The sequence below is a fragment of the Burkholderia sp. BCC1998 genome (assembly GCF_905339875.1).
In the GTDB taxonomy this organism is placed as follows: Bacteria; Pseudomonadota; Gammaproteobacteria; order Burkholderiales; family Burkholderiaceae; genus Burkholderia.
In genome coordinates this window covers 263,006-287,933 of record NZ_CAJPHE010000008.1, presented here as the reverse complement: position 1 = coordinate 287,933, position 24,928 = coordinate 263,006, and the positions used below count along the sequence as shown (strand labels likewise).

The window sequence follows — 24,928 nt, the reverse complement described above, 5'->3', positions numbered from 1 at the left end:
CCATCGGGAGACGATTTCATGAGCAAGACTTTCGACTACATCGTCGTCGGCGGCGGATCGGGCGGCTGCGTCGTCGCGGGGCGCCTCACCGAGGACCCGGCCGTCACCGTCTGCGTGCTCGAGGCCGGTGGCCGCGGCGACAACGCGCTCGTCAACGTGCCGACCGGCGCGGTCGCGATGCTGCCGACCCGCATGAACAACTGGGCATTCGACACGGTGCCGCAGCCGGGGCTCGGCGGGCGCATCGGCTATCAGCCGCGCGGCAAGGCGCTCGGTGGCTCGTCCGCGATCAACGCGATGGTCTACGTTCGCGGCCATCGCGTCGATTACGACGGCTGGGCCGCGCTCGGCAACGAAGGCTGGTCCTACGACGACGTGCTGCCTTACTTCCGCCTGAGCGAGCACAACGAGCGCTTCGACGACGCCTTTCACGGCCGCGACGGCCCGCTGTGGGTCAGCGACCTGCGCACCGGCAACCCGTTCCATGCGCGCTACCTGGAAGCGGCGCGACAGGCCGGCCTGCCGCTCACCGACGACTTCAACGGCGCGCGGCAGGAAGGCGTCGGCCTCTATCAGGTCACGCAGAAGCACGGCGAGCGGTGGAGCGCGGCGCGCGCGTACCTGCTGCCGCACGTCGGCCGCCGCGACAACCTGACGGTCGAGACACACGCGCAGGTGCTGCGCATCCTGTTCGACGGCACGCGCGCGACGGGGGTCGAGGTGCGGCAGCGCGGCGAGGTTCGCACGCTGCGCGCACGGCGCGAAGTCGTACTCGCGGCCGGCGCGTTGCAGACGCCGCAGTTGCTGATGCTGTCGGGCGTCGGTCCGGCCCGCGAACTGCAGGGGCTCGGCATCCCGGTGCGGGCCGACCTGCCCGGCGTCGGCCGCAACCTGCAGGATCATCCGGACTTCATCCTCGGCTACCGCGCGCGCAGCGTCGACACGATGGGCGTGTCCGCGCGCGGCGGGCTGCGCATGCTGCGCGAGTTCGCGCGCTTTCGCCGCGAGCGGCGCGGGATGCTGACGTCGAATTTCGCGGAAGGCGGCGGCTTCCTCAAGACGCGAGCCGACCTCGATGCACCCGACATCCAGCTGCACTTCGTCGTCGCGCTCGTCGACGATCATGCGCGCCGGCTGCACGCCGGCCACGGACTGTCGTGCCACGTGTGCCTGCTGCGGCCGCGCAGCCGCGGCTCGGTCACGCTGCACAGCGCCGATCCGCTCGCCGCGCCGCGCATCGACCCCGCGTTCTTCGACGATCCGCGCGATCTCGACGACATGGTCGCCGGCTTCCGCATCACGCGCCGGCTGATGGAGGCGCCGGCACTCGCCGAATGGATCACGCGCGACCTGTTCACCGCGAACGTGACGACCGACGACGAGATCCGCGACGTGCTGCGCCGGCGCACCGACACCGTGTATCACCCGGTCGGCACGTGCCGGATGGGGCGCGACGCGCTCGCGGTCGTCGATCCGCAATTGCGCGTGCATGGCGTAGCGGGGCTGCGCATCGTCGATGCGTCGATCATGCCGACGCTGATCGGCGGCAATACCAACGCGCCGACGATCATGATCGCCGAGAAGGCCGTCGACCTGATCCGCGGCGTGCGGCGTGTGCCGCTACACGCCGCGGCCGACACCGAACGCGAACCGGCCGCCGTGCCGGCACATCGCGACACTGTTCCCGCGTCGTGCGCGCCGCACGATGCGATCCTGCCCGAGGAAAACCGCCATGTCGTCGCCTGAAGCATCCCGTCCCGCCGCACCGGCCGCGCCGCTGTCGGCGATCATCATCGGCGCCGGCTTCGCCGGCATCGGCATGGCCGTCGCGCTGCAGTGCGCCGGCATTCACGACTTCGTGATCGTCGAGCGCTCGCACGACGTCGGCGGCGTGTGGCGCGACAACCGCTACCCGGGCGCCGCGTGCGACGTGCCGTCGCATCTGTACTCGTTCTCGTTCGAGCCCAACCCGGACTGGTCGCGCGTGTTCGCGCCGCAGCCTGAAATCCATGCGTACCTGCAGCATTGCGCGCGCAAGTACGGCCTCGCACGCTACCTGCGCTTCGGCGCGAACGTCGAACGCGCGCAGTATGACGAGGCCCGTGCGCTGTGGCACGTCACGCTCGCCGACGGCACGACGCTCAGCGCTGCCGTGCTCGTCAGCGGCACCGGCCAGTTGAGCCGCCCCGCGATGCCGGACCTGCCCGGCATCGACACGTTTCGCGGCCGCGCCTTCCACTCCGCGCACTGGGATCACGACTATCCGCTCGCGGGCAAGCGCGTGGCGGTGGTCGGCACCGGCGCGTCGGCGATCCAGTTCGTGCCCGCGATCGCCGGCGACGTCGAGCGCCTCGTCGTGTTCCAGCGCTCGCCGGCCTACGTGATGCCGCGTCCCGACCGCGCCTATCGTCCGTGGGAGCGGGCGCTGTTCCGCCGGCTGCCGTGGGCGATGAAGCTGCATCGCGCGTCGATCTACGTGCGCTACGAGTCGCGTGCGATTGCGTTCACGCGGCTGCACGGGCTGATGGACATCGCGGTCGGCCGGCCGTTCCGCAAGCTGCTCGCGCGCGACGTGCGCGACCCGGCGTTGCGCGAACGGCTCACGCCCGACTATCCGATCGGCTGCAAGCGGATCCTGCTGTCGAGCGACTACCTCGCCGCGATCGGCCGCGACAACGTCGCGCTCGTCACGCAGCGCATCCGGCGCGTGACCGAGACCGGCATCGAGACCGACGACGGCGTGCACCATCCGGTCGACGCGATCGTCTACGGCACCGGTTTCGCGGCGACCGCGTTCCTGTCGCCGATGCGCATCACCGGCCGCGACGGGCTCGACCTGAACGACGCCTGGCGGCGCGGCGCGCAGGCGTATCTCGGGCTCACCGTGCCGGGCTTCCCCAACTTCTTCATGCTGTATGGCCCGAACACCAACCTCGGCCACAACTCGATCGTCTACATGCTCGAAAGCCAGATCGCGCACGTGATGCGCTGCGTGCGCGCGATGCGGCGCGACGGCGCGTGCGCGATCGACGTCGATCCGCGCCGCTACCGGCGCTACAACACGCATGTGCAGCAGCGGCTCGAAGGCTCGGTGTGGAGCGGCTGCAAGAGCTGGTACGTCGACGCGTCGGGCCACAACAGTACGAACTGGCCCGGCTTCACGCTGACCTATCGATGGATCACGCGCTTCACGGGGCTGTCCGCGTATCGCTTCACGCAGCCGTTGCCCGGCACGGCGACACCCACATCAACCCCGACGACGACGCACGGTGCCGTCGTCGCGCCGCCCGCCGGCCGCGTGGAAGCACTCGCCGCGGCGTCGCTGCGCGGCTTTCTGCGCGTCGCGTTCCGGCCGCTGATCGGGCCGCCGTTCGGCGCGCGCATGCAGCGCCGCGTCGTCGCGCTGCTGTCGCCGCTGATGCCGGGCGCAGGCGACACGCTGCGCTACCGGACGTCCGCCGCCGGCGTGCCGGTCGAAGTGATCGCGCCGAAGCGCGGCGAGGCGGGCGGCGCGATCCTCTATCTGCACGGCGGCGCGTTCTGTCTCGGCGGCCCGCATACGCATCGCGGCGTGACGACGCGGCTCGCGACCGAAGCCGGCCTGCCGGTGTGGGTGCCCGACTACCGGCTCGCGCCCGAGCACCCGAGCCCGGCGGCGCTCGACGACGCGCTGGCCGCATACGATGCACTGCGCACGCAAGGCTACGCGCCGCACCGGATCGTGATTGCCGGCGATTCGGCCGGCGGCGCGCTCGCGCTGGCGCTCGCCATCGCGCTGCGCGAGCGCGGCGAACCCGCCGCGGCCGCGCTGCTGCTGATCTCGCCCGTGACCGACCCGACGCTCGGCGGCGACACGCTCGCATCGCGCCGCCACGACGATCCGATGATCCGTCGCGGCTGGCTCGAACAAGGGCTGCGCTGGTATCACGGCGCGGGCTCGGCTGCAGCGCCCGGCCCGCTCGACACCGACCTGCGTGGACTGCCGCCGATGCTGGTGCAGGCTGGCGACCAGGAAGTGCTGCTGTCGGACGCGCAGCGACTCGCGTCGCATGCGCTCGCCTGCGGCGTGCCGTGCCGGCTGGAGATTCATGCCGCGCGCTGGCATGTGTTTCATCTGCAGGCGTTCTATCTGCGCTCGGGGCGGGACGCGTTGCGGACGCTGGCGGGATTTGCCGCGCGGCGGTTGGCGGCGACGGCGGTCGCGACGTGACGATCCGGTGATGCCGGCGATCGAGGCTGCGGAGCGCGACTGCCTCGATCGACCCGCTTGCAACAATGCGACACCCTCTTGCCAAAACCGGCCGTTTATTTTTTTCCGGCATGCGCGGCCGGCATGATCTCCGCCAGCCTCGGCGTCGTGCCGCGGCGACGACCACCCCACCCTGGCGGAGACACCAATGAAAAAAGGCCCCATCCTCAAGATGCTTGCGCTGCTCTGTTGCCTGGGCGTCCAGTGCGCGACGTCGGCATTCGCGGAGGAACCGAAGAAGGTCGCGTTCGTCGATACGGGCAATACCGGACGCAGCGTGATGGCCGAAGCGATCGCCGGACAACTGATCGCGCAACGGCACGCGCATATCGCCGTGATCTCGCGCGCGGTCGACGAGGATCCGTATGACGAAAAGCCCGAGGAAAACGGTGTGATCCTGATGAAGCGGCGCGGAATCGACACGTCCGCGCATCGTTCGGTGCAACTGAATGCGAACGACGTCAAGCACTCCGACGTGATCCTGACGATGACCGACAAGCACAAGGAGAAGGTGCTCACGCTCTATCCGTCTGCCGCCGGCAAGGTCTTCACGCTTGCCGAATACGCGACCGGCGTGCACAAGGACGTACCCGACGCGTGGGGCAAGCCGATCGACTTCTACGAATCGGTGACCGCGCAGCTCGACACGTTCATCCCGGCCGCGCTCGACAAGGTCGCGACGGCCGCGCCGGCGAAGCAGTAACGCAGGCCGGACTCGCCGGGTCGACCGTCGCGTCACGCGGCGGCACCGGCGGTCCGATCGTTTGAGCAGTCCCTCCCCCGCACGGCGCGTTTCCCGTACGCGCCGACGAGATCAGCCGTTCGGCCGAATCGTCATCCCACGCCCCGAATGAAAGAATGATTTTCGTTCGGGTAACCGGTCTCGCCGCCTGACACCCCGAGCCACGAAGGCACTGCAGGCATTCCCGCGCAGCGCCTTCGCGTCGTGCTTCGTCTCGATTCGGCAGTCGGCCCGCGTGCGTCTCACGTCATCCGCCTCATCGGGCCCAGAACGCAATCACGTCGATATCCATGCCTTTATGTAACTTATAAGCTACAATGCTCTCCAAGTTCGAACTGCTTCGCTATCAGCGCGCCGACGGTCGCGAGCCTTTCACCGAATGGTTGAACGCCGTGCGCGACAAGCTCGCCCAGGCGCGGATTCGCGAGCGGCTGCGTCGCGTGCAGACCGGAAATTTCGGCGATTGCGAGCCCGTCGGTGAAGGTGTGATCGAACTGCGCATCCACGTCGGTGCCGGCTATCGCGTGTACTTTGGCCGGTACGGCAGTGCGCTGGTGCTGCTGTTGTACGGCGGCGACAAGCACAGCCAGTCCGACGACATCAGGCATGCGAAGGAACACTGGCTGGACTGGAAACGGAGGCAAGCATGAACAAGCTCAAAGGCGCGGTATCGCACCACGACGCGGAAGTCGCCGAACTCGGCGCGGACCGCGAGCTCGCGGTGGCCTATTTGCGCGTCGCGATGGAATCGCTCGACGACCCCGACAACCGCGCGGCCGCGCTGCTCGCGCTGCGCACGGTCGCGGAAGCGTATGGCGGGCTCGGCGCGGTCGCGGCCGACGCCGGCATCAGCCGCGAATCGCTGTATCGCACGCTGTCGCCCAACGGCAACCCGACGCTGAAAACCCTGCTCGCGGTGCTCAAGACGGTCGGCCTGCGCCTGTCCGTCGTCCCCGCGCAACCGTCGCACGCATAACGCGGCGCACGCGCTTCAAGGCTGCACCATCCACACGAGCAGCACCGCGGCCGGCGCCCCACTCGTCCCCGCCGGCGGCCGCGCGAGCGTCGGCTCGACCTGCAGCGCCTGCGCGATCGTCGCCGCATCGTCGATCGTCGTCGCGCGCACGACCGTCATCAGCCGTGCGGGCCGATGCAGCGTCTCGCGATACAGCGCGCCGTACCACAGCGGCCGCGTGCCGAGCGCATCCTGCAGCGCGTACGGATAACGCCACAGCCGCAGCACGAGGCGGCTGTCCGGGCGGGCCGGATCGACACGCACGAACACACGGCGCGTACTCTCGCCGTGCGTATAGCGCGGCAGCACGGGCAGCGCATCGGCCGGCCCCTGCGGCAGGAGCCACCGCAGCGCGGCGGCGGCCGACCACGGCGTCGCGCGTTGCCAGCCGGCCAGCGAAAGATGGCGATCGAGCGTGTCCGACGTCGCGCACCATTGCAGCGGCAGATATTCCTCGCGATCGCCGCCGATCTCGGTGCGCCGCGTCGGCACGCGCTGCCACCCGCCGCGCATCCATTGATCGACCGTCATCGCGACGACGTCGCCCACGTGCGGACGCGCCGCGCGATCGAGCTGCCATTGCGCGGGCACGGTCCAGACGCCGGCCGTCGCGAGCACGACGAGCACCGCGACGAGCGCGCCCCGCGGCTGCACATGCTCGCGCACCTGCCAGTACGCATAGGCGCCCGCCAGCACCGCGAACCACGCGAGCCCGAGGCTCCAGCCGCCGAGCAGACCCGACAGCCACGTATCGCCGACGTAAAGCCGCGCGAAGCCGCCCAGCACGATCCACAACACGACCGCGGTCACGACCGGAATGCGCCACAGCGCCGGCCGGTCGCGTGTGATCACCCAGCCGATGCCGCTGCTCGCGAGCATCGCGAACGCCGCGTCGGCGTCGGGCAGCGGCACGTGCAGCGCGCCGGGCGGCAGGCTCGCGGGCGTCATGCCGGGCACGCCGGTGCCGAACGCCGGCACGAGCACGACCGCGATGCCGACCGTCGCAAGCCACCACGCGGACGTCACCCAGCAGCGATGGATCATCAGCCAGACCAGGAACGCGGCCGCGACGATCAGCCCCGTATCGTGTCCGTGCAGCACCGCGAGCGCGCGCATCGCGGCATCCACCGGCGGCGTGCGCAGGTCCTGCAGGAACGCATACACCATGATGTCGGCGTGCATCAGCGAATCGTTCGCGACGACGTCCCGCACGATGCCGGCAAGCAGCCACACGCAGCCGACGAACAGCAGCGCGAACACGGGCACCACGCCCGGCAGGCGGCGCCCCTTCTCGATCGCGTCGTGCAGCCAGCCGCCGACGCGCGGCCAGCGGCGCGCGCATGCGTGCACGGCCGCGCCGGCCGCGCGGCGCAGCAACGGCCAGCCGCGCCGCAGCGCGACGCGCACGCCGATCCACACGAGCGCGACCAGCGCGGCGATCACCAGCAGGATCGCGGCGACCCGCACGCTGATCGCGGCGGCCAGCACCGCCGACGCGCCGAACAGGATGCCCGGCACGACGTGCACGGGCGCCCAGATCAGCGCCGACACGACATTGACCGGATAGAACGACCGGCGCGGCAGCGTCGCGCAGCCGACCACGACCGGCACGACCGCGCGCACCGGCGCCAGGAAACGCGCGAGCACGATGCTCTTCGTCCCGTGGCGCAGCACGAACTGCTCGCCGCGCGCATAGGCATCCGCGTAGCCCAGCCGGACCCACCCGTTTCGAATCGCGCCGCGGTAGCGGCGTCCGAGCTCGTAACTGATCCCGTCGCCGAGGATCGCGCCGGCGGCCGCGACGCCGATCGTCGTCCAGCCGTCGAGCGCGCCCGCGCCGATCAGCGTGCCGGCCGCGAACAGCACGGCACCGGCCGGCACGACCGTGCCGATCAGCGCGATCGCCTCGGCACAGGCGGCGGCGAACACGATCGCCAGCACGAGCGCCGGATGCGCGCCGATCGCACCGAGCCATGCGTGGATGGTGTCGCTCATCGCAGGCCGCGCGGCGTGGCGGCGCGGCGTGTCTGCACCGGGCCGGCGGTGGCGTGGGGAAGGTTCATCGGCGTGTGCGCGCGGTCGTGCCGGCGGGCGGTGTCAGTCGAACTCGTGCTGGCGCGCGTCGGCCTCGAGCGGCGCGTCGTGGTAGCCGACGGTCGCGATCTCGTGCAGGTAGCGCGCGAGAAACGCGCCGATCGACCCGGCTTCCTCGTACTGATGCACATGACGGAATTCGTGCGTGAGCAGGCGTCGCGTGTCGTGGCCGCGCAGCACGAACACCGCATGGCCGAGCGTGAGGCCGATCGTCCCCGGCGACAGCAGGCCGGTGTCGCGCGCGATCGCGCCCAGCGCCGGCGTGTCCGGGAACGGCAGCCGGTCGGCGACCACGACGCGGATCCGCTCCGGCCGGGCGACGCCCACCGTGCGCGCGTCGTCGGCCTGCGCGGGCGTCAGCGGCACGCCCTGCGCGAGCCCGTGGGCCGCCTGCGCGTCAGCCCACGCGACGGCGTCGGGCAACGCGGACGGCAGGATGTCGGCGAGATCGATCATCGTGGCGGCTCCTCGGGTCGGGACGGTGCAATCGGGCACCAGTTTATCTCTGAATCAGGGCGGTCCGCGACGCATGCCGCCCGCCCGACGGCGACCATTCCTCGGGAATACCCGCCCCATCTGGCCCTATCGCCTGTACCATTTCACGCCGATTATTTCGCTTTGAGACAGATTCGACACTCTCGTATCTCAAAAATTTCCCGCAGGTGCACCATTTTTGGTTTCGGCGGAATATATTGGTCAGAAGAACGGCCGCGGCGGCTACCGGCGGAGCAGCCCGCGGCATCATCCCGAAGAGGACCGCTAGATGATCAGGGTAATGCTGGCTGACGATCACGCAGTCATGCGGGACGGACTGCGTCACATCCTGGAAACGGCCGGCGGTTTCGAAATCGTCGGCGAGGCGAGCGACGGCGCGGCCACGCTCGCGCTGGCCGAGCGTCGCGCCGCCGACGTGCTGCTGCTCGACCTGTCGATGCCCGCGCCGACCGGTATCGAGCTGATCCGGCTGGTCAGGACGCATGCGCCGTCGCTGCGCATGCTGGTGCTGACGATGCATGCGGAGGCGCAGTACGCGGCGCGCACGTTCAAGGCCGGCGCAACCGGCTACCTGACGAAGGACAGCGCGACCGCCGAACTCGTCGAGGCCGTCACCAAGGTCGCGGCGGGCGGCGTGTACGTGAGCCGGTCGGCGGCCGAGAGCCTCGCGCGCACGCTGCGCACGCCGGCCGACATGCTGCCGCACGAGCGGCTGTCCGCGCGCGAACTCGACGTGATGCGCCGCATCGTCGCGGGCCAGACGGTCACGCGGATCGCAGCGGAACTCACGCTGAGCGCGAAGACGGTCAGCACCTACAAGACCCGCATCCTCGAGAAGATGGAACTGCCGCACGAAGCCGCGCTGGTGCGCTACGCGATGCGCCACGATCTCGACCTCGGCGTCGACGACGCATGATGCCCGCGTTCCGCGTCCGCTCCGCCGCCCCCGACGACAACGACGCGTCGGATCCGTCGCGCCTGTTCATGTCGTCGCTGCCGCCCGACCGGCGCGAGCGGCGGCTCGCGATCGCGACGGTGATCGTGTCGGCCGTGATCTTCGCCACCCTCGCGCCGTTCGCGGGCGTGCCGCTCGCGCGCGTGTTGGGCTTCATTCCCGTGTACCAGTCGGCGATCGTGATCAACGACATGGTGACGGCCGGCCTGCTGCTCGGCCAGTACGCGATCCTGCGCGAGAAATCGCTGCTCGCGCTCGCGGGCGGCTACCTGTTCACGGGCTTCATGGCCGGCACGCACATGCTGACCTTTCCGGGGCTGTTCTCGCCGACGGGCCTGCTCGGCGCGGGCGAACAGACCACCGCGTGGCTTTATCTGTTCTGGCACGGCGGCTTTCCGCTAACGGTCATCGCGTACGTGCTGCTGCGCGCGGCGGCGCGCGCGCGACCGCCGTCGCTCGAGCAGCGTCGCGCGGCGATCCCGATCCTGCTTTGCATCGCGTCGGCCGCGGGCGCGACCGTCGCGCTCGCGCTGCTCGCGACCGCCGGCCACGACCTGCTGCCGCGCATCATGCAGGGCAACCGGATGGCGTCGACGATGACGCACGCGATCACGATCGTCTGGGCACTGAACCTCGCCGCGCTCGTGTTGATGTGGCGGCTGCGGCGTCGTCATTCGGTGCTCGATCTGTGGGTGATGATCGTGCTCGTCGCCTGGCTGTTCGACATCGCGCTGTCGGCGATGCTGAACCACGGTCGCTTCGACCTGGGCTTCTACGCCGGGCGGACCTACGGCCTCGTCGCATCGTGCGTCGTGCTGTTCGCGCTGCTGTTCGAGAACGGCCGGCTGCATGCGCAGACGGTGCGCGCGCTGGCCGGCGCGCGCTATCAGCACCTGCTCGTCGTGCAGAAGAGCGCGCAGCTCAACGAGGCGAACGAACGGCTCGAGCAGCGCGTCGCGGCGCGCACCGCGCAGTTGAGCGCGTCGAACCGCGACCTGCGGCGCGAAGTCGAGGAGCGCGTGCGCGCGGAGCGGGCGCTGCAGGTGTCGCGCGAGGAACTGCGCGAGATTGCGGCGATCAGCGCGAGCGCACGCGAGGCCGAACAGCGCCGCATCGCGCGCGAACTGCACGACGAACTCGCGCAGACGCTCGCGGCGCTGAAGAACGATCTCGAATGGCTGCTCGACCGCGTGCCACAGGACGATGCGCCGCTGGCGCGCAAGATCGCGGCGATGCATGCGCTCGCGCGCGGCGCGGTGACGGCCACGCGGCGCATCGCGTCCGACCTGCGTCCGCTGATGCTCGACGACCTCGGGTTCGCGGCCGCGATGCAATGGCTCGTGGAGGATTTCCAGCGCCGTCACGGCATCGCGTGCGCGCTGCACGTCGAGCCGGGCGAATTGCTGCTCGACGAACCGTATGCGACGGCCGTGTTCCGTATCGCGCAGGAAGCGCTCGCGAACGTCGCGCGGCACGCGGCCGCGTCGAGCGCGACCGTGGCGCTCGTCTACCGTGACGAGACGATCGCGCTGACGATTCGCGACGACGGTGCGGGCTTCGATCCCGGTGCGCCGCGCAAGTCGGGATCGTTCGGGCTGGTCGGCCTGCGCGAGCGCGCGTATCTCGTCGGCGGCACGCTGCGGATCGATACGACGCTCGGCGAAGGAACGACGGTGGAGGTGGATATTCCGGTGGCGTCGGCGCATGTGGCGATCGCGCATGACGGACGGGGGACGTCGCGGGCGGAAGAGGTAAAGGCGAAGCAGTAGCGGCGGTGTGCTGCTGCGGGGGCAGTGGTAGTCTTCTTCCCACTGATGCCGAACGGTGAGGATCGTGACTTGTTCGACCGTTGGCCCAATCGGCAGCAGGGACTGTGCGATACCGCAGCCCCCGGCCGCCGCCGTCCATCACACCCGCGCCGCCACCATCCCCCGCTCCGAGCGCGTCCACGCGACGAGCGCGCCGATCCCGAGCAGCGCGAGGCACACGATCGGCACGATCATCGGCCCGAACGCCGTGCCCGTCACCTTGCCCGCGAACGGCATCAGGTTCTGGCTGAAGAAGCCGCCGAGGTTGCCGATCGAGTTGATCGCCGCGACGCTCGCCGCCGCACGCGCGCCGGTGAAGTAACGCGGCGGCATCGACCAGAAGCACGGATACAGCAGCGGGATGCACGCCCCGCCCAGCACGAGCGCGACGAAGCGCAGCGGCGTCGACGGCAGCACGAGGCTCAGCAGGAAGCCGAGCGCGCCGAGCGCCGCGACGATCGCGATCGTGCGCAGGATGCTCTTCGCGCGGCGCAGCTTCGACGGCAGCCACACCAGCAGCACCACCGCGAGCGCCCACGGCAGCATGCTCAGCAAACCGTTCGTACTGCTCGACACACCGAACGATTTCACGAGCGTCGGCAGCCAGTACGTGACGCCGTACAGCGACGTCGACATCAGCATGTAGGTCGCCGCGAACAGCATCACGCGCGGATCGAGCAGCGCCTTCCACGGCTGCGCATGCTCGGCCTGCGCCGGCTTCTCGCGCTCCAGCGCGGCCGCGACGATCTGCTTCTCGCGTTCGTCGAGGAACGGCGCCTCGCGGAACGACGCCGGCAGCACGCGGAACACGACGATCGCGACGATCACGGCCGGGATGCCCGTCGCCACGAACACCCACTGCCAGCCCGCGAGCCCCCACACGCCGTTCAGGCTCAGCAGCACACCGCCGACCAGCGAGCCGAGCATGTTCGCGAGCGCGCTGCCGAGCGTGAAGATGCCGAGCACCTTCGCGCGATAGCTCTGCGGGAACCACAGCGTCAGGTAATAGATCACGCCCGGATAGAAGCCGGCCTCGGCGATCCCGAGCAGGAAGCGCAGCGAACAGAACGCGGGCATCGACGTCGTGAAGCCCATCAGCACGGTGATGAGGCCCCACGTCAGCATGATCCGCGCGAGCCACACGCGTGCGCCGTAGCGATGCAGCGCGAGCGTGCTCGGCACCTCGAACAGCAGGTAGCCGATGAAGAACAGCGACGACGCGAGACCGAACGCGGCCTCGGTCATCCCGAGGCTGTGCACCATCTGCAGTTTCGCGAAGCCGACGTTCTGCCGGTCGATGAACGCGATCAGGAACATCACGACGAGGATGGGCATCAGGCGCCGCGCCATCTTCGACATGATGCGCTGCTCTTCGGCGGACGCGGGGTCCAGGGTTTCGGTGGCATTCACTGCGGGCTCCTCCGTGAAGCGGTTGCTTGTCGGTTGAATCGGCGCCGCGCGCGATGCATGCGCGGGCGCGGTGGGGTTCGATGAAATCGGGATCCGGAAACGGATGGCCGCCGTCGTCAGCCGGTCCGGTAGTCGTCGAGCATCGGCGCGAACATCTCGTGCCACGCGCGCGGCTTCGCCTTGATCGTGCCGGCGAGATACAGGAATTCGACGTAGTCCATCAGCTGGTTCGGCCGCACCGAGAAACGCGTGTCAGGCGCGGCGAGCATCTGCATCACATCGTCGTGCGACACGGCGACGCCCGACGACGCCGCATACAGCGCGGCCGCCGCGCGCGGGTCCTGCGCGATCAGGCGGTTCGCTTCGTCGAGCGCACCGAGAAACGCCGCGGCCAGCGCGGGCTCCGTATCGACGAGCCGCTTCGGCGCGAACACGACGTCGAGCGTCAGCGGGCCGAGCACGTCGACCGAATTCACGACGCGATGAATGCCCGGCTGCCGCAATTCGAGGGTCGAGAACGGCGGCGACGTGAAGTGCGCGGTGACGCCGTTCTCGCGGCGGATCAGCGCCTGCATCGCCTGCGGATGCGGCAGGTTCACGGTGATCGAGTCGAGCTGCGCGAAATGCCGCGCGCCGAGCTGCCGGCTCGCGACCATCTGCAGCACGACCGCCGACAGCGACGTGCGGATGCCCGGCACCGCGATCCGGTCGGACGGCGTGAAGTCGCGCAGCGACGTCAGGCCCGGACGGTTCGCATTGAGCGACAGCGATGTCGTGGACAATCCGCTGATGCCGATCACCTCGACGTTCGGAATCCCGCGCGCCCGCGCCCACAGCTCGATGAAGCCCGGCGCGCCGGCACCCGCGAAATCGAGCGTGCCGGCCATCATCGCGTCGTTGACGGAATTGCCGCCGTCGAGCAGTACCCAGTCGACCGCGACGTCGCGCAGGCCGTGCCGCGCCGCATGCCGCTCGAACAGGCGCTGCTTCTCCATCACGAGCAGCGGCAGGTACAACACGCCATAGCCTTTCGAGATCCGCACCGTGCGCGGCTTCGCGCGCACCAGCGACGGTGCGGCAAGCATGCCGAGGCCGGCGGCGAGCAACGCGCGGCGGCGCGGCGACGTCTTCATGCGCATGCCTCCATGCGGCGCGCGACCAGCGGCAACGCGGCAGCCGGCGTCAGGCTACGCCGTGCATCCGGCCGCGCCTTCGTCGTGCCCGTGACATGCTGCATGTTGCCGTCTCCTCTGGTATTAATGCCGTCGTCGCTTGCTCCGGCTGAACACAGGTTATCGAGCGAGTCTGAGAAAATACTGACATCCCGCCCCCGGGAAAACCCCTAACCCCTCACCCTGCAAACGGCACCATGCGCATTCTCGTCGTGGAGGACGATGCCGAAATCGGCGCGGCGATCCGCAGCCGCCTCGCGCGGCTCGGCCATGCCGTCGATCTCGAAACCGACGGCTCGACCGCGAACGGCCTGCTGCGCGTCGAGCGCTTCGACCTCGTCGTGCTCGATGCGAACCTGCCCGGCCTCGACGGCTTCGCGGTGCTGCGCAACCTGCGCGCGTCGGGCAGCACGACGCCGGTGCTGCTCGTCACCGCGCGCTCGGCGATCGACGACCGCGTGAGCGGCCTCGGCCTCGGCGCCGACGACTATCTCGTGAAGCCGTTCGACTACCGCGAGCTCGATGCGCGTGTACAGGCGCTGCTGCGCCGCAACAGCGGCCATGCGAACGACGTGCTGACGCTCGGCGGCCTCGTGATCGATCGCAGCAGCCGGCTTGCCGAACTCGACGGCCAGCCGCTGTCGCTGTCGCGCCAGGAATTCGCGCTGCTGGAGATCCTCGCGAGCCGTCCGCAGCGGATCTTCTCGAAGGACGAACTGCTGAACCAGCTGTTCAGCTTCGGCAACGAGCCGACCGCGAACGCGGTCGAGCAATACGTGACGCGCGTGCGCAGGAAGCTGCAAGGCAGCTCGGTCGAGATCCGCACCGCGCGCGGGATGGGGTATCAGATTGCCGCGCACTGACTGGTTCCCGAAGACGCTGTTCGGGCGCACGCTGCTGTTCATCGCGCTCGTCGTCGCGACCGGCGCGCTCGCGCTAGCCGCGATCGCGCGCTACTACGCGGGCGTCGCGGCCGAGCGCGCGTACGACCAGCTGCTCGCCGGCGCGTCGATCCAGGTCGCGGAGAACCTGTACGTGCAAGGCGGCGTGCTCGCGCTGAACCCGCCCGTCGCCGCGCTGTCGACGCTGTCGCGCTACGACCTCGTCTACTACAAGGTGGTCGATTCGCGCGGCGTCGTCGTGGCCGGCTACAACGATCTCGCGAGCCCCGCGACGCTCGCGGCCGCGAAACAGGGCCCGTCGTTCGCGAACGCCGTCTACCAGGGTCACCGGATCCGCACCGCGACCATCGCGCGCTACATGCCGGAGGAAAGCACGCCGGGCTGGGCGCTCGTTACGGTTGCGCAGACAACCAATGCGCGGCAACAGCTGACGAACGACATGAGCATCAAGGTGTGGACGCTGATCCTGCTGATGAGCGTGCTCGCGATCGGCGCGAGCGGCCTCGCGATCCGGCGCGGGCTGCGCCCGCTCGCGCAGATCGGCACGATCATCGCCGCGCGCGACCCGGCCGACCTGCGGCCGGTGGCCGTCGACACGCCGAGCGAGATCGACGCGATCATCGGGTCGATCAACGGGCTGATGCGGCGGCTCGCCGAGCGGATCAACGCGATGCAGCGTTTCATCGCCGACGCCGCGCACCAGATGCGCACGCCGCTCGCGCGGCTCGACGCGCAGATCGAACTGCTCGACGGCGAAGCCGATCCCGCGCGTCATGCGGCGCGGCTCGATGCGTTGCGCGCGACCTGCTCGGATGTCGGGCGTCTCACCGGGCAGTTGCTCAATCATGCGATGGTGATTCATCGCACCGAGGTCGTGCCGCTGCAGCCCGTCGATCTCGTCGCGCTCGCGAAGGACGTGCTCGGCCGCACGATTCCGCTCGCGGACGCGCGCGACGTGGCCGTCGCGTTCGCGAGCGACGCGCCGCATGCGTGGATCGACGGCGATGCGATCAGTCTGCAGGAGGCATTGTCGAACGTGCTGCACAACGCGCTGCTGCACGGGCATGCGGACGATATCGTCGTGTCGGTCGCCACCGCGGGCAACGCGGATCGGGCGGTGACGCTGACCGTCACCGACAACGGGCGCGGCATTCCGCGCGAGCACTGGGACGCGGCATTGCAGCCGTTCGTGCGGATCGCGCCGGACGGCAGCGAACGCCGCACCGGGTCGGGGCTCGGGCTCGCGATCGTGCAGGAAGTGATGAAGGCGCACGGCGGGCGCGTCGGGTTCGCGTTTCCCGATGCGGGCGGATTCGCGGTAGTGCTGACGTTTCCGCGGCCGGCAACGGCGCACGCCGGTCACGCATGAATCGGCGGGACGCGGCGCCCCTTCCGTCGACTACGCCGCGACCGCCTCCCCGCCGAGATACGCATCGCGCACGCGTTCGTCGTCGAGCAGCGTTTTCGCGGGCCCTTCGAGCACGACGCGCCCCGTCTGCAGTACGTATCCGTAATGCGCGATCTCCAGCGCGAGGCTCGCGTTCTGCTCGACCATGAACACCGTCACGCCCTGCCGGTTGATCGTGTCGATCAGTTCCAGCACCTTGTCGACGTAGAGCGGCGACAACCCCATCGTCGGCTCGTCCATGCAGATCAGCTTCGGCCGCGCCATCAGCGCGCGCGCCATCGCGAGCATCTGCTGCTCGCCGCCCGACAGCGTGCCCGCGCGCTGCGCGAGCCGCTCGCGCACGCGCGGAAACAGTTCGAGCACGCGCGCGTAGTCGTCGGCCACCGCCGTACGATCGCCGCGCGTATAGGCGCCCATCAGCAGGTTCTCGCGCACGCTCATGTCGCCGAACAGCCGCCGCGCCTCGGGCACGGCCGCGATCCCGCGCCGCACGCGCTGCGGCGTCGCGAGCGCGGTCACGTCGTCGCCGTCGAAACGCACGACGCCGCGACGCGGCCGCATCAGCCCGAGAATCAGCTTCATCGTCGTGGACTTGCCGCTCGCGTTGCCGCCAAGCAGGCTGACGATCTGCCCGCGACCGACTTCGACGTTCACGTCGAAATGCACCTGCACCGGGCCGTAGAACGTGTCGAGGTGTTCGAGTTTCAGCAGCGCGTCGGTCATGGTCGTGTCGGGTCCGGAAGAAGGTGCGCTCATGCGGCCGCCTGCACGGTGCGCTCGGCCGTCGTGCCGCCTGCATGGCGGCGACCGAGATAAGCCTCGATCACGCGCGGATCGTGCCGCACGTCGCGTGGCGCGCCTTCGGCGATCTTCACGCCGTTGTCGAGCACCATCACGCGGTCGGACACGCGCATCACGAGTTCGAGCTTGTGCTCGATCAGCAGGATCGTCAGGCCGCGCGTCTTCAGCGACTGGATCAGTTGCAGCATCTCGGCGGTCTCGGTCTCGTTCATCCCGGCGGTCGGCTCGTCGAGCAGCAGCAGGCGCGGATGCAGCGCGAGCGCGCGGCCGATCTCCACACGCCGCCGGTTCGCATACGACAGGCTGTGCGCCGGATGATCGATGCGCGGCGTGAGCCGCTCGCCGAACCCGGCGATGATGTCGCGCGCCTCGTCGCGCAGCGCCGCTTCCTCGCGCCGCACCGACGCGGGCCGCACGAGCGCGCGCCACACCTCGGCCGCCGCGCCGAGCGCCGGCCAGCCCGGCCGCGCCGCGCGCAACCGCGCGTGCGCGCCGATCAGCACGTTGTCGAGCACGCTCAGGTTGCCGAACACGCGGCCGTGCTGGAACGTGCGTGCGATGCCGAGCGCCGCGAGCCGTTCCGGCGGCGTGCCGGTGATGTCGCGGCCGTCGAACGTCACGCGGCCGGCATCGGGGCGGTCCGCGCCCGCGATCAGGTTGAACAGCGTCGACTTGCCCGCGCCGTTCGGGCCGATCACGCTCAGCAGCTCGCCGTCGGCGAGCGTCAGGCTTGCCGCGTCGAGCGCGGTCACGCCGTCGAAGCGGCGCGTCAAACCCCGTACGTCGAGCAAGGGTCGAGTGGTGGTCATCGCAATCCTCCTCATACCGTACCGAGCAGGCCCTGCGGCCGGAACCGGACGAGCAGCAGCAGCACGAGGCCGTAGATCAGCATCCGGTAGTCGGCCGCCCAGCGGAACAGCTCGGGCAGCCCGATCAGCGCGATCGCGCCGACGACGCCGCCGAGCACGTTGCCGAGCCCGCCGAGGATCACCATCGTCAGCGCGAGGATCGACACCTGCGAATCGAAGGTCTGGTAATTGATGTAGCTGTACAGGTGCGCGGCGATGCCGCCGCTCACGCCGGCCGCGACGCCGCCGACCGCGAACGCGATCGCCTTGTAGCGGTTCGGCGCGATGCCGTGCGCGCGCGCGGCGACGTCGTCCTCGCGCACCGCGCGCAGCGTGCGGCCGAGATGCGAGCGCAGCAGCCGCACCTGCACGAGCGCGAACGCGACGAGCACCGCGAGCGTGAACCAGTACGCGGCGCGCGCGGTCGTCGCCCACGGCAGCGGCGCGATGCCGGTGATGCCGAGCGGGCCGCGCGTGAGGCCGTCCCAGTTCAGGATCACGAGGCTCACCACTTCGCCGATCCCGAGTGTCGCGATCGATACGTAGTGCCCGCGCAGCCGGAACGCCGGATAGACGAGCAACGTGCCGAGCACCGCGGTGATCGCGCCCGCGCACGGAATCGTCACGGCCGGCGACCATCCGAGATCCGACGACAGCAGCGCCGACGCATACGCGCCGATCACGAGCAGCGCGGCGTGGCCGAGCGAGATCTGCCCGACCGTGCCCGCGACGAGCGTGAGGCTCAGCGCGAGCAGCCCGTACAGCCACGCGTTGGTCAGCGTCTGCAGCACATAAGGCGATGCACCGAACCACGGCAGCACGGCCGCCGCCACGATCAGCACGACGAGCACCGGGCGTGGCACGCGCACGGCTTTCGCGGCCGCGAGGAAGGTGCCCGTCATCGGCTCCGGCGGCAGCGCGCGCTTCCCGCTGAACAGGCCGTTCGGCCGCCACACGAGGAACACGATCAGCAGTCCGAACGCGAACAGGTCGCGATAGCTGGTGCCGAACAGCGCGACGCCGTAGCTTTCGACGAGACCGAGCAGCAGGCTGCCGGCGATCGCGCCGGGCACGTTGCCGAGCCCGCCGATCAGCAGCGCCACGACGCCCTTCAGCGTCGCCTGGAAGCCCATCGCCGGATCGATGCTGTTGTAGTACATGCCGACCAGCAGCCCGCTGACACCGCCGAGCGCGCACGCGATCGCGAACACCGTCTGGTTCACGCGATCGACGTCGACGCCCATCTGCAGCGCCGCATCGCGATCCTGCGCGGTCGCGCGCACAGCCCAGCCGAGCCGCGTGAAGCGCAGGAAGCCGTACAGCAGCGCGGCCGCCGCGAGGCCGATGCCGGCGATCAGCAGGTCGAGCGCACCGAGCGTCGCGCCGGCGATCCGCAGGTGCCAGTCGGGCAGCGGCGTCGGCACCGCACGCGGGTCCGCGCCGAACGCGAGTTGCGCGAGCTGGTCGAGGATGAAGCTGATGCCGATCGTGGCGAGCAGCGGCGCGATGCGCGCGGCGTGGCGCAACGGCCGCAGCCCGACCCGCTCGATCGCGATGCCGAGCGCGCCGCAGCCGACGACGACCGCCGCGAGCGCGGCCGGCAGCGGCAAGCCGAAGCGCGTCAGGCACAGCCAGCCGATGAAGGCGCCGACCATGTAGACCGAGCCGTGCGCGAAGTTGATCAGGTGCGACACGCCGAAGATCAGCGCGAGCCCCACCGCGAGCAGCGCGTAGATGTTGCCGACGATGAGGCCGTTGAGCGTGTAGTCGAGCCAGGAAGCCATCACGATGCGTCCGTCATTTGCATGCGGTTCCGGGTCGGGGTCAGCGCGCCGCGAGCTGCGGCTTCGCGCCGTCCCACAGCGCCCACTGCCCCTGCTTCACGACGAGATACACGGTGCGTGCGCCCGCGACGCGGCGCGTCTGCGGATCGAAACGCACCTTGCCGAAGATCACGCTCGGCACGTCGCTCACTTTCTCGAAGCCGTCGTGCGCGGCCTGGCGCGTCACGCCGTAGCGGCGCAGCACCTCGGCCGACAGGATCAGCGCATCGTATGCACGCGCGACGAACGAATCGGGATCGGCATGGAATTTCGCGCGATAGCGCTGCACGAACGCCTGCACCTCCGGGCGCGGTTCGGCCGGGAAGAAGTTCGATTCCGTATAGACGCCTTCGACGGCCGTGCCGCCGAGTTCGAGGAACTTCGGCGAATACACGGAGCCGACCGCCGCGATCGGCAGCGTGAGCCCCGACGTGCGCGCCTGCCGCACGATCTGCGCGCCGTCCGCGTAGTAGGAAATCAGCACGATGGAATCGGGCTTCGACGCACCGATCCGCACGAGCGTCGAGCGGAAATCCTTCTCCGCCGGCTGGTAGCCTTCGGCCGCGACGACCTGCGCGCCGAGCCCCGTCACCGCCTTCGCGAAGATGTCCTTGCTGGTGCGGCCCCAGTCGGTGTTCAGGTACAGCACCGCGATCCGCTTGAAGCCGAGTTCCTTCACCGCGTAGCGCGCGAGCAGCGGCTGCTCCTCGGCTTGGCTCAGCGCGGTGCTCCACAGGTAGTCGCCGCCCTTCGTGAAATCCGGATGGGAATTCGTGAAGCCGAACTGGATCAACTGCCCGCGCTGGTAGATCGGCGACGCGGCCATCGACGTCGCGCTGGAAAAGTCGCCGAGCTCGATCACGATGCGCGGGTCCGCGACGAATTTCTGCGCGATCGCCACCGCCTGACGCGGATCGCTGCGGCTGTCCTGGAAGTCGACCGCGAGCGGCCGGCCGTGGATGCCGCCGCCGCCGTTGATCTCGTCGAGCGCGAGATCGAAGCCACGCTTCCATTGTTCGCCGTATTGCGCGTCCTGCCCGGTGAGCGGCCCGCTCACGCCGATCACCACCGGCTCGCCGGACACGCCCGCCGCGAGCGCGCCGCCCGTCGACAAGCCCCATGCGGCAGCCAGTGCCGCCACCGTGCCCAGCACGCGCCGCCATGCGCCGCGTGCGTCGTTCCCCGAAACGTTCATGCGTCCCCCCAGCTTCAGTCAGTCGAAAAGAGTGAGGGCATGTAACCATCCGGTTCAGGGCGTTCCAACGAAGTTTTGCGCATATCGATATCGTGCGCGGCGCGAAGCGCAACGTCACTGCCACGGTCTCCTGCACGGCGCGCCTCGCGCGACGCATCGGCATGCGTTGCAGCGCATTGATTCGATTGACGTTTGCCGTTGAGCATCGCTGCCGGCCGACGCGCATGCATGCACGGCGCGTCGTCCCGGCGCGCGTGCGCTTCGCATGTTTGGCACTGTCGATAGCAAAAATCATTATATGAATCGTGCATGCTCGCACTCCTACAATGCGCAAATCGCATCATCGGAACGCGTCATGGAGTTGCATCAACTCGAAGCCTTTTCCGCGGTCATGTCGGCCGGCAGCGTGACCGGCGCGGGCGAACTGCTCGGCCGCTCGCAGCCGGCCGTCACGCGGCAGATCCAGGAGCTCGAAGCCGATCTCGGCTATGCGCTGTTCGACCGGCACGGCCCGCGCGTCACGCCGACGCGCCGTGCATTCCTGCTCTACGAGGAAGTCGAACGCTCGCTCGTCGGCCTGCGCGCGATCGAAGCGCGGGCGCGCGCACTCGGCGAAGAAACCGCCGAACCCGTGCGCATCGCGGCCACGCCTTCACTCGCGGCCACGCTCGTGCCGGCCGCGCTCGCCGCACTGCCCGACGGCGCGCAGGCGCCGCACTACCAGTTGCGCAGCGAGTCGGCCGAACACGTCGTGCACGAAGTGCTCGCCGGCACGGCCGATATCGGCGTCGTCACGCTGCCGATGGCGCATGCGGGGCTCGACGTGCACTGGATCGCGCAAACGCCCTGCGTCGCCGTGCTGCCGGCCGACGATCCGCTCGCGGGCAAGCCGCGCATCGCGCTGCGCGATCTCGCGCGCCGCCGCATCGTGACGGTCGCGAACCGGCACCGGCTGCGCCAGCGGATCGATGCGGCATTCGCGGCCGCGCGCGTCGACGCGCACGTGTTCATCGAAACCAATGCATCGCTGAACGCGGTGATGGCCGCGCGCGCGGGCGTCGGGATTGGCATCGTCGACCCGGCGACCGGCGTGGCACTGCCGGTGGACGGCGTCGTCGCACGACCGCTCGATGTCGACATCCCGTTCGCGTTCGGTGTCGCGACGCCCGCCGGCAAGACGCGCACGGCCGCCGTCGAGGCGCTGCTCGACGCGCTGCAGCACACGACGCAAGCGCTGCTCGACGACGTGACCTTTCACGATGCATCCGTGCACGACGCGTTGTTGCGAGGCGACCGGTTGCGCATCGATCGCCCGCCTCGCGCGACGCGCGCCACACGAACCGCACGCACACGCGGTACCCGCCCGGAGGCCGCATGACGGCGACGCCCGACACACCCGACGCACCCGACACGCTCGACGCACTCGAAGCCCGCCTCGCCCAGGACCTGCGCTGGCTCGACCTGCCCTCGCCGTCGTGGGTGCCGCCGCTCGACGTCGACGGCACGCGCGTGCTCGACGTCGCGATCGTCGGCGGCGGAATGGCGGGGCTCGCGGCATCCGCCGAACTGCGCCTGCTCGGCATCGACAACCAGTGCGTGATCGACCGCGCACCGGCCGGCTACGAAGGCCCGTGGATCACGTTCGCGCGAATGGAAACGCTGCGCTCGCCGAAGCAGCTCACCGGCCCCGCGCTCGGCCTGCCCGCGCTGACGTTCCGCGCGTGGTTCGAAGCACGATACGGCCGCGACGCGTGGGATGCGCTCTACAAGATTCCGCGCACGCAATGGATGGAATACCTGCGCTGGTATCGCCGCGTGCTCGACCTGCCGGTGCGCAACGACACCGCGCTCGTGGCACTGCGTCCGCGCGACGACGGCCTGCTCGCGCTCGACCTGCGCGCGAACGGCCACGCGCAGACCGTACTCGCGCGACACGTCGTGCTGGCGACCGGCCGCGACGGGCTCGGCGGCCCGTACGTGCCGCCCGTCGCGCAACGCGCGCCGCGCTCGCGTTGGGCCCATTCGTCCGAGCCGATCGATTTCGCTTCGCTCGCCGGCAAGCGCGTCGGCGTGGTCGGCGCGGGCGCGTCCGCGTTCGACAATGCGGGCACCGCGCTCGAAGCGGGCGCCGCGCGCGTCGACCTGTTCTTCCGTCGCGCGGACATTCCGCGCATCAACAAGCTGACGGGCATCGGCAGCCCGGGCCTCGTGCACGGTTATGCCGACCTCGACGATGCGACGAAGTGGCGCTTCATGCACTACGCGCTGACGTCGCAGACACCGCCGCCGCGCGACAGCGTGCTGCGCGTGTCGCGGCATGCTCACGCACACTTCCATGCAGCCAGCCCGATCGAAACGCTGGTCGAACACGCGGACGGCCTCGACGTCGTCACGCCGCGCGGCCGCTACACGGTCGACTTCCTGATCTTCGCGACGGGCTTTCATTCCGACTGGACGACACGCGCGGAATTCGCGTCGTTCGGGCCGCATGTGCGGCGCTGGAAGGATCGCTATCAACCGGAACCGGGCACATGGCTCGACGAGCTCGCCGAGTCGCCCGATCTCGGCCCCGCGTTCGCGTTCCAGGAACGCGAACGCGGCGCCTGCCAGGCCGTCACCCGCATCCATTGCTTCAACCATGCGGCGAGCCTTAGCCACGGCAAGCTGTCGGGCGACATCCCCGCGATCAGCGCGGGCGCCGGGCGGCTCGCACGTGGCATCGCGAGCCGGCTGTTCGACGCCGATCGCGACCGCCACTACGACGCGCTCGTCGCGTTCGCGACCGCGGAGCTGCAGGGCGACGAATGGCGCGACGCCGACGCATGAGCGCCGCCGCGATCCACGCTACTCACGACGACTGGAATCCATCACGATGACCGAACCCATCCCGCCGGCCGCCGCGCCGGATACGATCGACGCCGTCGCCGGCCTGCGCGAAGGCGATGCCGTGGCCGCGCTGCGTCGCGCACGCGACAAGGTGCTGCTCCATACGCGGCTCAGCGAAGCCGCGCTGTTCGACACCGCGCTGCCCGATCTTTCGTTGATCGAACGATTGCATGCGGCACGCTATGTCGCGCAGCGCTCGAATGCGCACGCGCTGGCAGCGGTCTACCGAACACGACTGATCGACGCGGGCGGCACGCCCGACGACATCGCCCGCGCGGACGCCGATGCGTTCGACGCACTGCCCACGCGCCTCGGCGCGCTCCTCGCGCATGCGCGGCGCCTGACGCGCTCGCCCGCCGACGCACGCCCGTCCGATCTCGACGCACTGAAGTCGGCCGGGTTCACGACACCCGCGATCGTCGCGCTGTCGCAGCTCGTCGCCTTCGTCTCGTATCAGCTTCGTGTCGCGGCAGCGGCGCAAGCGTTGCAGGCGCGTGCCGCCCGGGAGGCCGCATGACGATGGCCACGCACGGTTTCACGTCCGCCACGCTCGGCTGGCGTGCATGGCTCGACACGGTGCCGCTCGAGCGCGCCACGGCCGACCAGCTCGCGGTGCTCGAAGCGAGCCATCCGCAAGCGAAAACGTCGGACTACTACCTGCTGCTCGTCCACCTGCCCGACATCCTGCGGCAGCGTTCCGGCGTGTTCAACGCGATCATGTATGGTCCCGGCGGACTGTCGCGCGCGGAACGCGAGCTGGCAAGCACGGCCGTGTCGCGCGTGAACGGCTGCGTGTATTGCGCATCGGTGCATGCGCAGCGCTTCGCGCAGCTCGCGAAACGCACCGATGCGATCGACCAGGTGTTCGACGATCCGTCGACAGCCGGCACGACCGCGCGCGAACGCGCGATCGTCCGCTATGCGGTCGCGCTGACCGAACGGCCCGACACGGTGGACGAACGCGACATCGCCGCGCTCGAAGCCGAAGGGCTCACCCACGAAGAAATTCTCGACCTGTCGCACGCCGTCGCGATCTTCGCGTGGGCGAACCGGCTGATGCTGACGCTGGGCGAACCGGTGTTTCCCGAATCCGCAGCGGGCAACTGACACGCCGCCGCGCCGGCG

At 69.9% G+C, this 24,928-nt stretch carries 21 protein-coding genes; 13 read left to right on the top strand and 8 right to left on the bottom strand.

Annotated features, from left to right (window positions below):
- Window positions 1-18 precede the first annotated feature (18 nt).
- From U5A56_RS17275 to U5A56_RS17255, 5 genes are all read left to right on the top strand, one after another.
- Window positions 19-1,746, top strand: a complete 1,728-nt coding sequence (locus tag U5A56_RS17275) for a choline dehydrogenase (RefSeq protein ID WP_321923569.1) — start codon at window positions 19-21, stop codon at window positions 1,744-1,746.
- Entirely contained in the window at window positions 1,733-4,210 is a 2,478-nt protein-coding gene (locus tag U5A56_RS17270; protein WP_321923567.1) for an alpha/beta hydrolase fold domain-containing protein, read from the top strand. The genes U5A56_RS17275 and U5A56_RS17270 overlap by 14 nt, the downstream gene beginning before the upstream one ends.
- 187 nt (window positions 4,211-4,397) lie before the next feature.
- Window positions 4,398-4,952, top strand: coding sequence for a protein tyrosine phosphatase (locus tag U5A56_RS17265; RefSeq protein WP_321923565.1), 555 nt, complete (start codon window positions 4,398-4,400; stop codon window positions 4,950-4,952).
- A gap of 356 nt (window positions 4,953-5,308) precedes the next feature.
- Entirely contained in the window at window positions 5,309-5,641 is a 333-nt protein-coding gene (locus tag U5A56_RS17260; RefSeq protein WP_321923563.1) for a type II toxin-antitoxin system RelE/ParE family toxin, read from the top strand.
- Window positions 5,638-5,967 carry an addiction module antidote protein gene (locus tag U5A56_RS17255; protein WP_044845371.1) on the top strand — a complete coding sequence of 110 codons (330 nt, stop codon included), beginning with the start codon at window positions 5,638-5,640 and terminating at the stop codon, window positions 5,965-5,967. The genes U5A56_RS17260 and U5A56_RS17255 overlap by 4 nt, the downstream gene beginning before the upstream one ends.
- Window positions 5,968-5,982: 15 nt before the next feature.
- Here U5A56_RS17255 and U5A56_RS17250 read toward each other — a convergent pair whose 3' ends face one another.
- Both U5A56_RS17250 and U5A56_RS17245 read right to left on the bottom strand, forming a co-directional pair.
- Window positions 5,983-8,001 (bottom strand): VTT domain-containing protein, encoded by a 2,019-nt coding sequence (locus U5A56_RS17250; protein ID WP_321923561.1) that lies wholly within the window; start codon window positions 7,999-8,001, stop codon window positions 5,983-5,985.
- Window positions 8,002-8,103: 102 nt separating this feature from the next.
- Window positions 8,104-8,556, bottom strand: coding sequence for a hypothetical protein (locus U5A56_RS17245; protein ID WP_044845373.1), 453 nt, complete (start codon window positions 8,554-8,556; stop codon window positions 8,104-8,106).
- Window positions 8,557-8,863: 307 nt separating this feature from the next.
- Between U5A56_RS17245 and U5A56_RS17240 the strand changes: the two genes are divergently transcribed.
- Both U5A56_RS17240 and U5A56_RS17235 read left to right on the top strand, forming a co-directional pair.
- On the top strand, window positions 8,864-9,511 hold the full coding sequence (locus U5A56_RS17240; RefSeq protein ID WP_044845374.1) for a response regulator transcription factor: 648 nt from the start codon (window positions 8,864-8,866) through the stop codon (window positions 9,509-9,511).
- Window positions 9,508-11,319: a sensor histidine kinase gene (locus U5A56_RS17235; RefSeq protein ID WP_321923559.1), complete on the top strand. Its 1,812-nt coding sequence runs from the start codon at window positions 9,508-9,510 to the stop codon at window positions 11,317-11,319. The genes U5A56_RS17240 and U5A56_RS17235 overlap by 4 nt, the downstream gene beginning before the upstream one ends.
- Window positions 11,320-11,457: 138 nt before the next feature.
- On the opposite strand, the gene U5A56_RS17230 is transcribed toward U5A56_RS17235, so the two are convergent.
- A complete protein-coding gene (locus tag U5A56_RS17230) occupies window positions 11,458-12,768 on the bottom strand; it encodes an MFS transporter (RefSeq protein WP_044845376.1) in 1,311 nt (436 codons plus the stop codon).
- 116 nt (window positions 12,769-12,884) lie between these two features.
- Complete coding sequence (locus U5A56_RS17225) at window positions 12,885-13,901, bottom strand: ABC transporter substrate-binding protein (protein ID WP_044845401.1); 1,017 nt, start codon at window positions 13,899-13,901, stop codon at window positions 12,885-12,887.
- A 236-nt stretch (window positions 13,902-14,137) separates the two neighbouring features.
- On the opposite strand from U5A56_RS17225, the gene U5A56_RS17220 reads away from it, so the two are divergent.
- Window positions 14,138-14,803: a response regulator transcription factor gene (locus tag U5A56_RS17220; protein ID WP_124521995.1), complete on the top strand. Its 666-nt coding sequence runs from the start codon at window positions 14,138-14,140 to the stop codon at window positions 14,801-14,803.
- Entirely contained in the window at window positions 14,790-16,211 is a 1,422-nt protein-coding gene (locus tag U5A56_RS17215; RefSeq protein ID WP_321796496.1) for a sensor histidine kinase, read from the top strand. Before U5A56_RS17220 ends, U5A56_RS17215 begins: the two co-directional genes overlap by 14 nt.
- A 30-nt stretch (window positions 16,212-16,241) precedes the next feature.
- Here the strand turns inward: U5A56_RS17215 and U5A56_RS17210 are convergent, their stop codons facing one another.
- From U5A56_RS17210 to U5A56_RS17195, 4 genes are read right to left on the bottom strand one after another with little or no spacing between them, the layout of a single operon-like run.
- Complete coding sequence (locus tag U5A56_RS17210) at window positions 16,242-17,006, bottom strand: ABC transporter ATP-binding protein (protein ID WP_044845379.1); 765 nt, start codon at window positions 17,004-17,006, stop codon at window positions 16,242-16,244.
- Window positions 17,003-17,860 carry an ABC transporter ATP-binding protein gene (locus tag U5A56_RS17205; protein WP_044845380.1) on the bottom strand — a complete coding sequence of 286 codons (858 nt, stop codon included), beginning with the start codon at window positions 17,858-17,860 and terminating at the stop codon, window positions 17,003-17,005. The genes U5A56_RS17210 and U5A56_RS17205 overlap by 4 nt, the downstream gene beginning before the upstream one ends.
- 11 nt (window positions 17,861-17,871) lie before the next feature.
- Window positions 17,872-19,683, bottom strand: coding sequence for an ABC transporter permease (locus U5A56_RS17200; protein ID WP_321923594.1), 1,812 nt, complete (start codon window positions 19,681-19,683; stop codon window positions 17,872-17,874).
- A gap of 40 nt (window positions 19,684-19,723) precedes the next feature.
- Window positions 19,724-20,917 carry an ABC transporter substrate-binding protein gene (locus U5A56_RS17195; RefSeq protein WP_044845382.1) on the bottom strand — a complete coding sequence of 398 codons (1,194 nt, stop codon included), beginning with the start codon at window positions 20,915-20,917 and terminating at the stop codon, window positions 19,724-19,726.
- A gap of 355 nt (window positions 20,918-21,272) precedes the next feature.
- Between U5A56_RS17195 and U5A56_RS17190 the strand changes: the two genes are divergently transcribed.
- Genes U5A56_RS17190 through U5A56_RS17175 form a run of 4 tightly spaced genes read left to right on the top strand, consistent with a single transcriptional unit; the run spans window position 21,273 to window position 24,910 of the window.
- Window positions 21,273-22,295, top strand: coding sequence for a LysR family transcriptional regulator (locus U5A56_RS17190; protein WP_321923556.1), 1,023 nt, complete (start codon window positions 21,273-21,275; stop codon window positions 22,293-22,295).
- A complete protein-coding gene (locus U5A56_RS17185) occupies window positions 22,292-23,743 on the top strand; it encodes an NAD(P)/FAD-dependent oxidoreductase (RefSeq protein WP_321923554.1) in 1,452 nt (483 codons plus the stop codon). Before U5A56_RS17190 ends, U5A56_RS17185 begins: the two co-directional genes overlap by 4 nt.
- A gap of 46 nt (window positions 23,744-23,789) precedes the next feature.
- On the top strand, window positions 23,790-24,320 hold the full coding sequence (locus U5A56_RS17180) for a hypothetical protein (RefSeq protein ID WP_321923552.1): 531 nt from the start codon (window positions 23,790-23,792) through the stop codon (window positions 24,318-24,320).
- Entirely contained in the window at window positions 24,317-24,910 is a 594-nt protein-coding gene (locus U5A56_RS17175; protein WP_321923550.1) for a peroxidase-related enzyme, read from the top strand. Before U5A56_RS17180 ends, U5A56_RS17175 begins: the two co-directional genes overlap by 4 nt.
- Window positions 24,911-24,928: the final 18 nt, after the last annotated feature.

Coding starts and splice junctions, on each gene's coding strand:
- U5A56_RS17275 (WP_321923569.1), top strand. CDS start 19: ATGAGCAAGACTTTCGACTACATCGTCGTCGGCGGCGGATCGGGCGGC.
- U5A56_RS17270 (WP_321923567.1), top strand. CDS start 1,733: ATGTCGTCGCCTGAAGCATCCCGTCCCGCCGCACCGGCCGCGCCGCTG.
- U5A56_RS17265 (WP_321923565.1), top strand. CDS start 4,398: ATGAAAAAAGGCCCCATCCTCAAGATGCTTGCGCTGCTCTGTTGCCTG.
- U5A56_RS17260 (WP_321923563.1), top strand. CDS start 5,309: ATGCTCTCCAAGTTCGAACTGCTTCGCTATCAGCGCGCCGACGGTCGC.
- U5A56_RS17255 (WP_044845371.1), top strand. CDS start 5,638: ATGAACAAGCTCAAAGGCGCGGTATCGCACCACGACGCGGAAGTCGCC.
- U5A56_RS17250 (WP_321923561.1), bottom strand. CDS start 8,001: ATGAGCGACACCATCCACGCATGGCTCGGTGCGATCGGCGCGCATCCG.
- U5A56_RS17245 (WP_044845373.1), bottom strand. CDS start 8,556: ATGATCGATCTCGCCGACATCCTGCCGTCCGCGTTGCCCGACGCCGTC.
- U5A56_RS17240 (WP_044845374.1), top strand. CDS start 8,864: ATGATCAGGGTAATGCTGGCTGACGATCACGCAGTCATGCGGGACGGA.
- U5A56_RS17235 (WP_321923559.1), top strand. CDS start 9,508: ATGATGCCCGCGTTCCGCGTCCGCTCCGCCGCCCCCGACGACAACGAC.
- U5A56_RS17225 (WP_044845401.1), bottom strand. CDS start 13,901: ATGAAGACGTCGCCGCGCCGCCGCGCGTTGCTCGCCGCCGGCCTCGGC.
- U5A56_RS17220 (WP_124521995.1), top strand. CDS start 14,138: ATGCGCATTCTCGTCGTGGAGGACGATGCCGAAATCGGCGCGGCGATC.
- U5A56_RS17210 (WP_044845379.1), bottom strand. CDS start 17,006: ATGAGCGCACCTTCTTCCGGACCCGACACGACCATGACCGACGCGCTG.
- U5A56_RS17205 (WP_044845380.1), bottom strand. CDS start 17,860: ATGACCACCACTCGACCCTTGCTCGACGTACGGGGTTTGACGCGCCGC.
- U5A56_RS17200 (WP_321923594.1), bottom strand. CDS start 19,683: ATGGCTTCCTGGCTCGACTACACGCTCAACGGCCTCATCGTCGGCAAC.
- U5A56_RS17195 (WP_044845382.1), bottom strand. CDS start 20,917: ATGAACGTTTCGGGGAACGACGCACGCGGCGCATGGCGGCGCGTGCTG.
- U5A56_RS17190 (WP_321923556.1), top strand. CDS start 21,273: ATGGAGTTGCATCAACTCGAAGCCTTTTCCGCGGTCATGTCGGCCGGC.
- U5A56_RS17185 (WP_321923554.1), top strand. CDS start 22,292: ATGACGGCGACGCCCGACACACCCGACGCACCCGACACGCTCGACGCA.
- U5A56_RS17180 (WP_321923552.1), top strand. CDS start 23,790: ATGACCGAACCCATCCCGCCGGCCGCCGCGCCGGATACGATCGACGCC.
- U5A56_RS17175 (WP_321923550.1), top strand. CDS start 24,317: ATGACGATGGCCACGCACGGTTTCACGTCCGCCACGCTCGGCTGGCGT.